This window comes from Runella zeae DSM 19591 (assembly GCF_000423565.1).
GTDB classification, from domain to species: Bacteria; Bacteroidota; Bacteroidia; order Cytophagales; family Spirosomataceae; genus Runella; species Runella zeae.
The window spans coordinates 14216-28315 of sequence record NZ_AUIF01000041.1 but is presented as its reverse complement, the minus strand read 5'-3'; the positions used below and the strand labels follow the sequence as shown (position 1 = coordinate 28315).

The following is a 14100-nucleotide window of genomic DNA, read 5'->3' as shown; positions in this document are numbered from 1 at the left end:
TATTACCACCATTCTTGGATACCATTGACGATTCTAAAGGGACGTTCTTCAGTACTATTACAATCGCGACAGTGAAGCCAATAAAGCCCATTAGAAGGCACATTTTGAAAAGTAATCGTATGTTCTTTCGCTTTTTGCTTGGCAAGTGGTTTCCAATATTCATCCCAATAAAACAATTCATAAGTTCGAGAAGGCAGGATTTTATTATTATCGTTAACGGGTAAATACCTGACTTTAGCAATAGTAGTACTTGTACCCAAATCAAGACCAACCCAGTGATCTTCTCCCCTTTGTTTGTTCAAAACAATACTATTTCCAGGTACTCCGTCAAAAGCATGATGAGGATTTGGGACCGAACCGATAGCAGTACCGTTGAGTGGTGCAGAGGATTGAGGAGCAAAAAACTCTAATTCTCCGACTTTAATTGATTCATGAAAACTTTGTGCCAATCGTACATAACGAAAAGCTTTTTGACTCTTAATAGTAGCCTCTTCCCAGAGAGACTCATACTGTAAATTGTCTCTCATTTTATAACCACCTACATCGGTTAGCACCCATTTTTCCATAGGATTTTCAATAGTATATAACAATGTGGCATCTTTAAAATCGGGAGTATTTGCCCCCTCAAAACGTGCATACCTGTAGAACTCCGCCATATAAAGTTTGCTTCTCGTACGTTTGAGCGGGTATTTTCGCTCTACTAGCATGGATTCTCGCTTGGAAGAATCAAACCGAATAGCTATGGGGTCACCTTCTAACGGGAAAATAATGGGTGCTCCTGCCGCCTCATACGACCCTTTTTTATAAAACATAGGCATGTATAAAATTCCACGACCCATATTTTTAAATAATGCCTTTTTATCTTTCACAAAGCCTCCCCCAATCGCCTGCCAATTATTCCTTTGAAAAATACATAAATAAACAGGGGTATCGTCGCTAACGTTGAAATCAAGTTCAACATCGCCGGTAGGGGTATAGAAATGAGTAACGTCCAATGCACGCGCATTCCTTAAATAAATGGGCAATTCGCTCTCTTCAATCCCTAGTCTTTCAGCTTTGACGGCAAAGCTACTGTCTACTTTGATGAGGTTTTTGCGATACACTTTGGCAGGTTTGGACTCACCACGAGTAAACAAATAATAATCACCAGGGCTATCTTCCGCTCCTAAAAAAGGCAAAAACTCATTTTGATTAATTACAAGTGCATTCCAAACATGCCCCGCTGTATGATTGGCCCATTGGGGAGTATAATCAATCGCAATCGGAATACCATAGGAACGTCCGATATATGCAGCTAAATTGGCCATATCCGAACAGTTTCCCCTTTTGCCACGTAACAAATTGTTGATGTCTATACGACCCGGATAATCATCAAAATGAATCGAATATTTAAACCAAGTGATAAGCTCTTCATTGAAACGACATGTTAGTTCTTGCATGCTAGTATCGTACTTAGATGTCATCAATGAATCATAACGAGCCCTGAGTTCTTTTCGCCAAATTGTAGGAGGTTCTGAAAAATTTCGATAAGGAAGGATATAATTGCAAAAAGACTCAAAACTCACAGACTTATACCATGGTGCGGATTGCCAAGCTGCAAATGCCAAATCAATATGTTCAATAAAAAACCCTGATTTTAAGGACTTTAAATCGCTTTCTGTGAATAGATTTTTATCATTTTTCTCCACAATCTTTGAAATCAAGGAATCTTTCAATGCCTTGATTTTATAATCTACTAAGGGAGCCGTATTGGCAAAAATGGCATTGTATTGGGTCAACCAAGGACCGTCGTAATAGGTAGCTTTTTCGATATTACTTAAGAGAATAATGGCCGCTTTGAGCTTAAGGCTATCGTTAGGGTTTTGACGATAATGTATCAGTACCTTCTCAAGCTCAGGACGATTGTCTCCCGCCAGCTCCAGATTATGTTCTAAAGGATCAGCATTTGAGTTTTTACCACATCCCGCAAGCATGACGTAGCTAAAGGCAATCCAACTAAGATACAGGCAGATACGAAAGTTTGACATAAAAGGCGACGTTGAGAGAATATCAAAAATTTCTTTAAAAAGGCCATTTAGGGATATTTTTAACCCATTTGTTGTGGGAAGTTTGGAAGAAATATCCTCGATTTTGTGAGTAAATATCACAAAAAACCTGCTATTTCCAATAAAATTTACTCAACCTTTGCCTAAGTCTTAAATTCATTCAACGCGTATGAAAATATCCTTCGACTCCAAGTACCGTCGACAAGATTTTTTATTGGTTTTACTGCTTCTCATCGTTATTTACATAGGTTTTTGGAATATTTCAGTAGTTTTTCCTGTCCTACTCCTCGGTACTACTTTTATAATATTACGACTAGCCACTTCCGACCTAAATTTTATGACTTTTACCTGGGTAGATGCCGTATTTACGCTACTATTATTTGCCGAAATCCTCAATTATTGTTTCTCGATTTATCCACCTAATAGTTTTTTATCATTTGAGAGAACGCTTTACTTTTTCTTGATTTATACTAGCGTAAGGATAGCCCTAAAGCATATTCAGTCAACTCATACGCTCATTTTGGGACTATCTGGGTATGCTTTATTGTTGATACTGATTAGCTTTTCTATTTTTCTCTCTTTTCAAAGTCAACTTCAGCTAGAAGGTTGGAGTGACATCTCGCATTTCAAAAGCATGTTTGCCCCTTTCAAGCTTTTTACCAACGAATGGGCCAGTATTGCGGTTTGTTTCTTACCATTACCACTTATAGCAGGTAGCTTATTTCTAGATTCAAAAGTAGGGATAGTACTTACTTTGTTCGCTTTCGCTCTTACTAATCTAAGCGTTTTTATGAGTTTTTCACGAGGGGCTTATGTATCTCTAATTATATTTTGGGTTGTGTTGTGTCTACTGCTATGGTACTTCCAAACTTTCCATTTTAAGATACTCATTCGACTTTTGCTCATTGGAAGTTTGTCTACAACGCTAATGGTGACTACTATCTCCCGACCTATCTTAACTACACTTTCGCTCAACCAAACCGTATCACAACAACGTAGTAATCAAGGCAGGCTTACTATCTTAAAAAATAGCCTTTGCCAATTAGAAAATTACTGGTTTTTAGGTGTAGGCAGCAATAACTACCCCATAGTTAGCGACTTATGTCAACCTGCTAATGAGGATCAAGGTTTTTCCCGATTTACAAACAACACTTATCTTCAAATTCTCATCGAAAAAGGCATCTTAGGTTTACTACTTTTTTCCTTATTTTTTTTGTTGGTATTGAGGGCATTATGGCAAAACATAAAGCACGCACATTCCCCGAGCTCCGCCCTCATGGATATTATCCTGCTGGCGGCACTAATAAGTATTTTTGTACGTGAATTATTTTTTTCAACTCTACTTTATAGTTCTGCAGTTTGGACTCTTACTAGTGTGTACGTTGGTATTGCCACTCGCCGTAGCTATCCAGTGTTTTTTAAAGGTCAAAAAACGTTGTGGCTTACTTTAGGAAGTCTTATTTTAAGTGTAAGTCTCTGGAGTTATTATCAACGATACCAGTATTATGAAGCGAACCGATACGCTTCCGAGGCTCAAAAACACTGGTACAATCATGCTCCAAACGAGGCTTTAGAAAATATACAAAAGGCCATCGACTTAGCTCCTCAGGTTGCCCCTTACCATGAATTAGCTGCTTTTATCATTGGCTCATTCCCTATCGAAACTCAATCGCTGTGTTCAGACAGTTTACAACCTTCATTACAAGCTTTGCCAAAAGCAATACAGTATATAGATCAAGCCCTAGAACTCAATCCTCACGATGCAGGATTTCATTTTACCAAAGGATGGCTGAGTTTTCTTTTGAAACGCAATCCTGAACAAACCTTAGTGCACTTTAAACAGGCCATAGCACTTGACCCTAACAATACCGAATTTTTGGTTGGAAATGGTCTAGTATTTGAATGCCAAGGTGATAGTTTACAAGCATTTTCATACTACAAACAAGCCATCCGTCGAGACCCAGAAGCTATTGATTCTGATTTTTTTCAGGCATTCGAAGTTCGCTATCCTGGCAAACTCGCCTCTTTGATAGCTCAATCTACCAACGATTTACAAAATAAGATTGCTCAAAACTATAGCACGATTTTAGCCGCAAAACTCGGAAAATTGTGGTTGAAACAAGGCAAGCCCCAAGAGGCAAAAAATATATTACAAAAAGTAATTAAGGAGCTACCCTACTTGAGCCGCCCTTACTGTTATTTGGGAAGTATTGCCGCCATGGAAGGCGATACTTCACAGGCACTTATCCTCTATCGTAAATCTTCATTTTTGAATGTGTTAGATTATCTACCACTGCTCGAAATGGCAAATTTACGATATGCTCATATGCAGCAAGATGTAAAGCAAGCTCGTAGTGTAGTAAATAGTTATCGTATTGCGGCTGATCATTATCTCAATATTCATTCTCTTTATGAGTCCAAAGCAGCTCTTAAATACGAGCACCGCACCGACAATGGCCTTGTGATACAAAACCTACCAGCTACCCTACGACTCCAACCAGATTGGAATCGGGTTTTTAATCAAATAGCCCAAGCATACCACTTATTAAAGTCAGAAGAACTGGCTAGTCATTATAGAATACTAGCTTCCAAAAACCACAAATACATTGAGCGAAAGGAGCTTCGCTAAGTTTTTGGGACTAATGATTTACCTCAAAAATGCCCCATTATTTACCCTAAACCCACTTTTGGACACATTAATTCATAACATTTGGGATGAATTGACTACTTTCTTTGTTTCTTCAAAATGTGTGATAAAAATCCCACTTACCACTACTTTATGTCTCGCAAACGCAAAAAATTCATGATTACCCTAGTACTGCTTTTAGTTACCCTCTCATTTGGGGGTTATTTGTTTATGCAACAACCTCAGTTTGGAAAGAATCCTTCTGGCTCCCATCTCGACCGCATCAAGCAATCCCCTCATTACAAAAATGGCGCTTTCCAAAATCAACATTTGACGCCCGATTTAGCCGAAGGAATTTCTTACTTCGATATTTTGAAAGCCTATTTTTCTAAAGTATCTGAAAAAGAACCCCTAAAAGCGTTGCCTTCCATAAAAACTGACCTTAAAAATATTAAATCAGACCAGCCCGTAGTGGTGTGGTTTGGGCATTCGTCTTATTTTTTACGTATCGACGGGAAAAATATTTTAGTGGATCCCGTTTTTAGCGGACATGCCTCTCCAGTTTCTTTTTTTGGGGCCAACTACCAAGGAAGTAATGTATATACACTTGACGATTTTCCGCCGCTAGATTTGCTTATCATCACCCACGACCACTACGACCACCTCGACTATGAGACGGTCAAAAATCTACAACCTAAAGTCAAAAAAGTAATCACTTCCTTAGGAGTAAGCTCTCACTTGATACGTTGGGGATATATCCCTTCTCAAATCACAGAGCTTGATTGGTGGGAAAGTACCGATATTGATAATACTTTTAAAATAACGGCAGCCCCTGCCAGACATTTTTCAGGAAGAGGGTTTAAAAGAATGCAGACACTCTGGGCGTCTTTTGTCATCCAAACTCCACAAAATAAAGTATATGTAGGGGGGGATTCGGGCTATGATACTCATTTCAAGGAAATTGGCGAAAAATTTGGCCCCTTTGACCTTGCAATTCTGGAATGCGGTCAGTATCACCCTTATTGGAAATACATCCACATGATGCCCGAAGAAACCGTACAAGCTGCCGTTGATTTGAAGGCAAAAGTGCTTTTACCTGTACATTGGAGTAAATTTACGTTGGCACTACATCCATGGCACGAACCAATAAAGCGCCTTGTCGCAAAAGCGCACGCGCTAAATCAAAATATTGTAACACCAATGATTGGAGAAAAAGTAGAACTCGAAAAAAACTTACCCCTCAAAGAGTGGTGGGTTTACTAAGCTTCCTAAAAAATATAGAATTGGTAGTAGAGTGTCATGAGAAAAGGCGACTGAGCTTTCTTCTCATGACACTTTCTTAAAAAGCAGGGGTGAGATTAACGGCCTCCACTTTTTTGATTTCGGGAACTGACTTCAAAATTGCTTCTTCCAACCCCGCCTTGAAAGTCATAGTAGACATAGGGCATGAGCTACAAGAGCCCATCAGTTCAAGCCGAACGGTCATATCGTCGGTTATTTCTTTGACAACCACGTTTCCGCCATCAGCCTCCAAATACGGGCGAATATTGTCAAGAGCCGTTTCGACGCGAGTTTTGAGTGTATTTTCCATGTTTATAATATGATGCGCTAAAATGCTAATTTCTGCGGCGTAAGTCAATATGCTTCTATAAATACTTTCTACTATTTCCGTCAAAATCAACTTACGCGCTTCGTTGTCAAACTCTAATTTCTACTTGCTTAGTCTTTGCAAGCGTAGCGTTCCGTATCGCCACTTGCTGCGCCAAGTTCTCCGCCGCTTCTTGAAAAGCTTCTTTGGTGATAGGGTCTCCATTCAAAAAAGCAGGACGTCCTTCATCTCCTCCTTCTCTAATACTTTGTACCAAAGGAATCTGTCCTAATACCGATACATCAAACTTATCGGCGAGCTGCTGCCCGCCTTCTTTACCAAACAAATAGTACTTATTATCTGGCAACTCCGCTGGTGTAAAATAGGACATATTTTCGACGATTCCTAACACCGGTACGTTGATTTGAGGTTGGCGAAACATCGCTAACCCTTTAATGGCATCTGCCAAAGCAACTTTTTGTGGAGTAGTCACTATTACAGCACCTGTTACAGGCAATGCTTGTACTAATGTGAGGTGAATATCGCTCGTGCCTGGCGGCAGGTCTATCAACAAATAGTCCAGTTCTCCCCATTCTACATCACCAATCAATTGCCGAAGTGCCGTACTAGCCATAGGCCCACGCCATACTGTGGCACTTTCTGCCGGCACCAAAAAGCCCATAGAAATCAACTTGATGCCCCATTGCTGTACTGGAACCATCAAATTGCGACCTTCACGCTGCACAATACGTGGTTGCATATCTTCCGCCCCAAACATTACAGGCATCGAAGGGCCATAAATATCGGCATCTAAAATGCCAACCTTGGCTCCCGACCGATATAATGCCATTGCTAAATTGGCCGTAACAGTCGATTTACCTACGCCTCCTTTACCAGATGCAATAGCGATGATGTTTTTCACTTGAGGCACTACTGGCCCTCCGTTGCGACTAGTCGTGACATCAGCCGTTAGGTTGACAGTAACTTGGATATGCTCTCCAAAAAACTTATGAATTGCATCTGTACAGTCTTTTCGAATCAACTCTTTGAGAGGGCAAGCAGGAGTAGTAAGAACTACCGTAAAGCTTACCGAATCTATCCCCGTCTCAACATCTTTCACCATTCCTAAGGTGACGAGGTCTTTTTTTAAGTCTGGTTCTTGAACCGTACTAAGTGCTTGTAATATCTTTTCTTTGTTTATGGTTAAGTCTCCCATGGGTCTTACATGCATTCGTTGGGAAAAATTACTCCTACTCCCAAGAATATACTGATTGATTATGATTTAAGAAAGAACCCCAAAATTAAAAGGAAAGTTTGCCAAAATCCTATTTCTGACCTTAAAACACTCTTTTGTTTTAAAAAAACAGAAAGCCGACCGTCAAACCGACTTTCTGTTTAGCTACCTACCTAGTGGAAGTCGTTTTTAATCAAGAAGTTTGTTTTGCATTTTCTATGCTCCTTACGAAGGGTTTTAGTCCTTTAAACAACAACATGCACGATAATGAACAACCGATAAGCACCGATATAGCCCACGATAAATGAACTTGTTGGGTATCTCCAAAAATTTTGTCATTAATGAAACCAACAGCCAAAGGCCCGCCGCCCAAGCCCACTATATTAACAATAAACAAAAAGAAAGCTGAAAAAGTAGCTCTCATGGGGGCTGGCACCATTTCTTGAAGTGCAGCCGTAGCAGCACCGTAAGGGAGCGAAGTAAAAAAACAAATCATTGCCAATAAACCTACCAAAAGTATAAGGGGAATTAGCTTAAAAATCATCATCACTAGCACTACACCTGCCAAGGCTGTTCCAATGAGCATTCCCTGAAAACCAACTCTCATCTTGGCATCTGCTACGCCATCTTTGGTAAGTTTGTCAGCATAACGTCCTCCCGTATACACTCCTAAAGTAGAAAAAACGGTAATAACCACCCCTAACAGCAAACCCGCTTGCGACTCTGTAAAAGTATATTTTCTCACTAAAAGTGTAGGAATCCAAGCAGTGGTAGCATAAGATGAAAAGGCCATAAAAGCAATCCCAAAAAACAAACACAATAATGAGGCCTGATTGCCTCGAAAATATTGAATCACTTCCGACATAGCTATGGCTTCTTTTCGTGATTGTTGACGAATTGGCTCTTTAATAGTAAATCCAATCAAGAGCACAATCAATAAGCCCGGCAATCCTACCATAAAAAATACACTTTGCCAAGGATATACGTCTCCAAAAAACGGTACATGCCACATCCCTTCCACGTTGATAAGTTTCAAAATCAGCGCTACCAACAATATAGACAATCCTGAACCTACGTATACTCCTAGGTTATAGACGCCCATAGCCGTACCGAGTTTTTGACGCGGAAATAAATCGCTAATCATCGAATAAGCCGCTGGTGATAAAGCAGCCTCTCCAATACCTACTCCTACTCTCGCCCAGAACAGCTCTCCGTAAGTATCTGTAACCCCACAAATAACTGTCATGAAGCTCCAGATAGTGATTCCCCATAAAATGATGCTTTTGCGACTTTTGCGATCAGCCAATCTCCCAATAGGAATCCCCAAAAGCGTGTAGAAAATAGCGAAACTGAAGCCTATCAATAATCCCACTTGGGTATCTGTAATGCCAAAATCACGCTTAAGAGGCTTAACCAACAATGTAAGTACCTGACGGTCGATGAACGAAGAAATATAAGCAAGCATCAATACGCCTACAACGTACCAAGCATATCGTAAAGAAGAAGGAGAATGATTCATAGAAGTGAGATTTTATGAATATAGTCCCGAACCTTGCATAAGTACTAGTGGATATTTTATTTATTTTCTCAAAATCTTACTATTTACAAAATAATACCAAATCGACACCACAGTCTTTGTTCATTTTGGTATATATTCTCTTTACTCAAACTCATCAAGTTGAGAATTATATCAATTTATTTAATTAGATTATCATCTATATATACTAAGTATAATCAATGCCAATAATTGTTCATAACCAAATCAAAAGGCTCTATCATATACCTGAAAATCATGTACTTAAACGATTGTTTACACATTGATTAAAGGGCGTCTATTTTCAAATTTCAATAATATTATTATTCAAAGAAATGGTTCGTTACAACAGCATGTAGAGCCTTAAAAAAAAATTGATTATCAAGCATTTGCCTAGAATTAAATCCTTTTCTATTTTTGTATCTTTAAAATAGTATCTATTTACCCCTATTTGTTTCAAACGTTTATGCAAAGCTCTTTTTTATACTATTTAATATCTGGTTTTTTGTGGTCTTATGACCTGTATGAAGCCACTATTTCATCATTAGTAAAAACTGAGAAAGATTTTGCGAAACACTCCATCCAAGTTTCAACTAAAGAGGCTTTTTTGAAGTATTTGGCACCAAATGCTATCCTTTTTGAACCCTCAGGCCCCGTCAATGGCTATCAGAAATGGCAAAATACGACTAAAGATGAAGCCGTTTTGGCGTGGTCTCCTCTCTTTGCTGACTTATCAACTAGCAGCGATTTGGGATATACTACAGGATGGTATACTCAAAAAAGTGACCGAAAAAGCACAAAAATTGACGAATACGGGCATTTTGTAACTGTGTGGGAAAAACAGCCCTCAGGTGAATGGAAAGTAGCGGTCGATATCGGGATTTCACATCCACCAAGTGGCATCATTCCGATGTTTCAGGCCGCCCAAAAATCCGCATTTACGGGAAAAGTAGACCCAGAAAATGCAAAAGATGACTTGATGAGTTGGGAAACTCATTTTTGCAAATTACAAAACGAGAAGGGACAAAGTATTTTTGAAAATTATCTCGCTCCCCAAGCAAGACTATACCGCGAAGAAAGAAGTCCCTACATCACTCCCGAAGATATAAAAAAGGCTATATCGGATCCTAAATTCTCTGTAAATTATACGCCTCTCGACGGCGACATAGCTGTCTCGGGTGATTTAGGGTACGTATATGGTAAAACAGAAATACAACTTGCCAAAGAGTCCAAGTCAGGAAACTATCTCAGAATCTGGAAAAAGAATGCAGCCGGCACTTGGCAAGTCATGGTAGACTTAGTAAATTATTAGAAATTTGGCCACAAATATGTAATTTTGGGGCTGTAATGTGCGTTTATATATAAGTTTCTTAAAACAAAACTCTACAGCCGTGTCCAAAATTATATCTTCTCGCCAAGTTCTTCTTTTTCTCGTAGTTACTTTGATTAGTAGCTGTAGTTTGAGTTCAGAATCATTGTCGCTCAAATCTATTGTTTCCTCTACTTTGAAGCCCACTGTTTCAAAATGCAAAAGCAATGAGCTGATTTTATGCAAAAAAACTTCTGAGCGCTGTCCACGTACCCGACCTATCATATAAAATGGTTTTATGACGGTTCAGCGGCTATTTTAGGGCTTTCATTCGCTAGGTGAACTATTTTGTAAGTTGGAGATTTACTTTTGTAAATAACTGATTTTGACACCTACTATGAAGGTTATTCTCAACGATAGAAAATTACTTTTTTATGGCCCATTGATTTTGTGGGCAGTGGCTACTATATTCTTCAACCTTCCTACCCTTTGTACCGACGGCTACGTCGTCGCTAAGTTTCTAATAGTTGGGCTTATTTCAGTGTATTTTACATGGTTTATGGCTCGTTGGCTTATTATCAAGGTCAGACAACAATATCCGGGAATCGAAAAAATCCAGCAACGCCTTATTGCACTGGGCCTTTTGAGTATTCCAGCCTTGATAGTACTTGTTACACAGCGACTTTTATTTTTTGATTATTTTAACATTACCAATAGTCCTAAGTTTGACTGGTTTCATTCCGAAACTTTGTTTATGGTAGGGCTCAATTTGTTTTATATCGCCATTATTTTCGCCATTTACGAAAGTCGCTACTTTTTTCGCCAATGGCTTATTAGCAAACGGCAAACGGAAGAATTGAGCCGCGCTAATTTGGAAATGCAACTCGATTCGCTCAAAAACCAAGTTCAGCCTCATTTTTTATTTAATAGCCTCAATACCCTCCAAGCCCTCGTCAAATCCAACGAAAACAAAACCGCCGTTAGATTTATCGGGGATTTATCGCAGGTATATCGGTATTTACTTCAAAGCAACGAGCAGCAACTTATCTCGCTAGAAAAAGAACTAGAGTTTACTTATGCTTATTTTAGTTTGTTAAAAACCCGATTTGAAGACGGTATCACTTTAGAAGTAAATATTGACCCTAGCTGTAGACATACCCAAATCCCCCCTCTTACACTCCAACTTTTGGTAGAAAATGCCGTAAAACACAACGTAGTTTCAACTTCCAAACCCCTCAACATCAGGATATTTACTGACCAAAACAAATTCTTGGTGGTTCACAACAATCTCCAACGCAAACCCAACAATTCTATTCCTTCTCCCAAAAAAGGGCTTACTAATATCTCTTCCAAATATTCGCTTCTGGGCCAGTCAGAAGTGCAGATTTTTGAAAAAGAAAAAGTTTTTGAAGTACGTATTCCTCTTATTGGGGAGGTCGTTACGAAAGAGCCAAGTATTAGTCAACAACCCAAACTAACCGTATGAAAGTAATAATCATTGAAGACGAAGCGTTAGCCGCACGCCAACTCAAAACGATGGTACAAGATTGTGACGAAACCATTGAGATATTGGCAGTGCTTGATAGCGTAGAAGCGTCAGTTGCTTGGTTAAGCACTCATTCTGCTCCCGACCTTTTGTTGATGGACATTGAACTTGTAGATGGACAGAGTTTTGAGATTTTTAATCAAATTGAAATCAAAAGTCCCGTTATTTTTACAACTGCTTATAACGAATACGCCATCCAAGCTTTCAGGGTCAATAGCATAGATTATTTACTTAAACCCATCGATGAGGATGCTTTGCGTCGTAGTTTAGCCAAATTTCAAGAACTCAAGAAAATATACGGTACCACCCAAGATAATCCTTTGGACATCGACGGGCTTTTGCACCTTATCAAACAAACTCAACATGGGCCTAGCGAATACAGAGACCGTTTTTTATTGAAACAAGGGGCGCGTCTTATCCCTATAGAACTCCATGAAATTGCATATTTTTATAGTCAAGAACGCCTTAGTTTCGTCAAAACATGGGATGAGCGGGCTTTTATTATCGACTATACCTTAGACGAACTTGAGTGTCTACTCAATCCCAAACATTTTTTTCGAGCAAATCGTCAGTTTATTCTCTGCCCCAAAGCTGTCGATAAAATTCATTTACATTTTAATAGTCGCCTCAAAATTGATTTGCGTCCTCCCACCGAAGAAGAAGTATTTATCAGCCGTGACAAATCGAGTGAATTTAGAAATTGGATGGGGGAATAAGCCGCTTGAATTGTCTTACAAATAAGTTTCGCATTTCTTATGATACGCTTTAAACAAGTTACTCCTTAAGTGCTTGTGGGTTTATAAAGTTTATCGCAACACAAATATACCCAAAAACCACAAACCAAACAAAATCAACACTTTATCTTCGTGTTGATTTTTTAAATACAAAATATTGGGTCTTGTGTTTTGTCTAAACTTTTGTTTTCATCCAAGTAGTACATTTCATTTTTTGAGACGTAGCAAATAGATACACTCCTAAACCAACTAAAAATGGCCAATTCGATTTCAGCAACTTTAGACCAATCTTCACAGCAGTCTAAAGGAGCAACCAACGATTTTTTGATGGGCATTCCTCCTTATTTGTATGCCGTTGTGTTTTCTTCCCTCTGTGTTATTGTAGGTCTTATTTGGGACATCTGTTGGCATTTAAGTATTGGTCGTGACGGGCTTCTTTCACCACCACATTTAGTTATTTATGTAGGTGCTATTGTGTCTGGGCTTTTTTCTGGCTATCAAGTTTTGTATACTACTTTCAAAGGAAGTGCCTCCCAAAAAGCACAAAGTGTAAAAGTGTGGGGTGTGTTTTATAGTTCACTAGGGGCGTTGTTTTGTATCTGGGGTGCTCTCATGATGCTTACCTCCGCTCCTTTTGATGATTGGTGGCACAATACCTACGGCCTAGATGTGCAGATACTATCTCCCCCACATACCGTATTGGCTTTAGGCATAATAGGAGTTCAATTTGGGGCGATTGTGAGTGTTTTGTCTGCTAAAAATCAATTAGCACAAGCGGTATTTGGCAATCTTCAAACTCCTAGACGCATACACCGTCTTCAGTTGTTGTTTGCTTTGGCAGCGGGGTTTTTGATTACAATGTGGTACACGCTTCTTTCCGAAGAGCTAGGCGCCCGCGAAATGCACAATGCTAGTTTTTATAAGATTACAGCCATTGCCTTTCCGTTTTTGATGTTAGCATTTGGAAGAGGCATAGGTGGCAAATGGCCCATTAGTTCGGTGATGGCGGTTTATACGGGAGTGATGTGTCTTACGCTTTGGATTATTCCTTTGTTTCCGGCCGAGCCCAAACTGGGTCCCATTTGGAATCACATTGACCATTATCAAGGCTTTGCGTTCCCGTTGATGTTTATCGTACCCGCCTTGATTATGGACTGGATACTTCGTCGCTTTACGTATCTCAATGACTGGGTCATGGCCACCGTGATGGGTCTTGTGTTTGTACTTACGATGCTGCTTATTCAATGGCCTTTGGGAGAATTTTTGTTAGAATCTCCCCATTCGCGCAATTGGTTTTTTGGTACCCACTATTACTATTTTGGCAACGACCCCAATTGGGAATATCGATTCAAGTATGCTCCTTGGCAACTACAAAGCATATCAGATTTTTGGATAGGGATGGCTTATGCTCTTGGATTCGGGATTTTGTCGGCGCGAGTAGGTTTGGTATGGGGTAAATGGATGAAAAAAATTCAACGTTAAGT

Annotated in this window: 10 protein-coding genes; 6 read left to right on the top strand and 4 right to left on the bottom strand. The window is 39.4% G+C overall.

Features of this window, described 5'->3' with window-relative positions:
- Positions 1-2: 2 nt before the first annotated feature.
- The gene (locus tag G563_RS0112240; RefSeq protein ID WP_157585281.1) at positions 3-2027 is read right to left on the bottom strand and encodes a transglutaminase-like domain-containing protein; all 2025 of its coding nucleotides are present in this window, start codon (positions 2025-2027) and stop codon (positions 3-5) included.
- 187 nt (positions 2028-2214) lie between these two features.
- Here G563_RS0112240 and G563_RS0112235 point away from each other — a divergent pair, with 187 nt between their 5' ends.
- A complete protein-coding gene (locus G563_RS0112235) occupies positions 2215-4674 on the top strand; it encodes an O-antigen ligase family protein (RefSeq protein WP_084650840.1) in 2460 nt (819 codons plus the stop codon).
- Between the two features lie 174 nt (positions 4675-4848).
- On the top strand, positions 4849-5934 hold the full coding sequence (locus G563_RS0112230; protein ID WP_028665567.1) for an MBL fold metallo-hydrolase: 1086 nt from the start codon (positions 4849-4851) through the stop codon (positions 5932-5934).
- Between the two features lie 76 nt (positions 5935-6010).
- Here G563_RS0112230 and G563_RS0112225 read toward each other — a convergent pair whose 3' ends face one another.
- From G563_RS0112225 to G563_RS0112215, 3 genes are all read right to left on the bottom strand, one after another.
- Positions 6011-6262: a NifU family protein gene (locus G563_RS0112225; protein ID WP_028665566.1), complete on the bottom strand. Its 252-nt coding sequence runs from the start codon at positions 6260-6262 to the stop codon at positions 6011-6013.
- A 106-nt stretch (positions 6263-6368) separates the two neighbouring features.
- Positions 6369-7475 carry an Mrp/NBP35 family ATP-binding protein gene (locus G563_RS0112220; RefSeq protein WP_028665565.1) on the bottom strand — a complete coding sequence of 369 codons (1107 nt, stop codon included), beginning with the start codon at positions 7473-7475 and terminating at the stop codon, positions 6369-6371.
- A 211-nt stretch (positions 7476-7686) separates the two neighbouring features.
- Positions 7687-9012, bottom strand: a complete 1326-nt coding sequence (locus G563_RS0112215) for a spinster family MFS transporter (RefSeq protein ID WP_028665564.1) — start codon at positions 9010-9012, stop codon at positions 7687-7689.
- Positions 9013-9493: 481 nt separating this feature from the next.
- Between G563_RS0112215 and G563_RS36960 the strand changes: the two genes are divergently transcribed.
- The 4 genes from G563_RS36960 to G563_RS0112190 all read left to right on the top strand — a co-directional run bounded on the left by G563_RS36960 (position 9494) and on the right by G563_RS0112190 (position 14098).
- A complete protein-coding gene (locus G563_RS36960; protein WP_051210936.1) occupies positions 9494-10339 on the top strand; it encodes a nuclear transport factor 2 family protein in 846 nt (281 codons plus the stop codon).
- Between the two features lie 394 nt (positions 10340-10733).
- On the top strand, positions 10734-11822 hold the full coding sequence (locus G563_RS34545) for a sensor histidine kinase (protein WP_051210935.1): 1089 nt from the start codon (positions 10734-10736) through the stop codon (positions 11820-11822).
- Positions 11819-12598, top strand: a complete 780-nt coding sequence (locus G563_RS0112195; RefSeq protein WP_028665562.1) for a LytR/AlgR family response regulator transcription factor — start codon at positions 11819-11821, stop codon at positions 12596-12598. The genes G563_RS34545 and G563_RS0112195 overlap by 4 nt, the downstream gene beginning before the upstream one ends.
- Positions 12599-12871: 273 nt before the next feature.
- Positions 12872-14098: a hypothetical protein gene (locus tag G563_RS0112190; RefSeq protein WP_028665561.1), complete on the top strand. Its 1227-nt coding sequence runs from the start codon at positions 12872-12874 to the stop codon at positions 14096-14098.
- The last annotated feature ends 2 nt before the right edge of the window (positions 14099-14100 follow it).

Coding starts and splice junctions, on each gene's coding strand:
- G563_RS0112190 (WP_028665561.1), top strand. CDS start 12,872: ATGGCCAATTCGATTTCAGCAACTTTAGACCAATCTTCACAGCAGTCT.
- G563_RS0112215 (WP_028665564.1), bottom strand. CDS start 9,012: ATGAATCATTCTCCTTCTTCTTTACGATATGCTTGGTACGTTGTAGGC.
- G563_RS0112225 (WP_028665566.1), bottom strand. CDS start 6,262: ATGGAAAATACACTCAAAACTCGCGTCGAAACGGCTCTTGACAATATT.
- G563_RS0112235 (WP_084650840.1), top strand. CDS start 2,215: ATGAAAATATCCTTCGACTCCAAGTACCGTCGACAAGATTTTTTATTG.
- G563_RS0112195 (WP_028665562.1), top strand. CDS start 11,819: ATGAAAGTAATAATCATTGAAGACGAAGCGTTAGCCGCACGCCAACTC.
- G563_RS34545 (WP_051210935.1), top strand. CDS start 10,734: ATGAAGGTTATTCTCAACGATAGAAAATTACTTTTTTATGGCCCATTG.
- G563_RS0112220 (WP_028665565.1), bottom strand. CDS start 7,475: ATGGGAGACTTAACCATAAACAAAGAAAAGATATTACAAGCACTTAGT.
- G563_RS0112240 (WP_157585281.1), bottom strand. CDS start 2,027: ATGTCAAACTTTCGTATCTGCCTGTATCTTAGTTGGATTGCCTTTAGC.
- G563_RS36960 (WP_051210936.1), top strand. CDS start 9,494: ATGCAAAGCTCTTTTTTATACTATTTAATATCTGGTTTTTTGTGGTCT.
- G563_RS0112230 (WP_028665567.1), top strand. CDS start 4,849: ATGATTACCCTAGTACTGCTTTTAGTTACCCTCTCATTTGGGGGTTAT.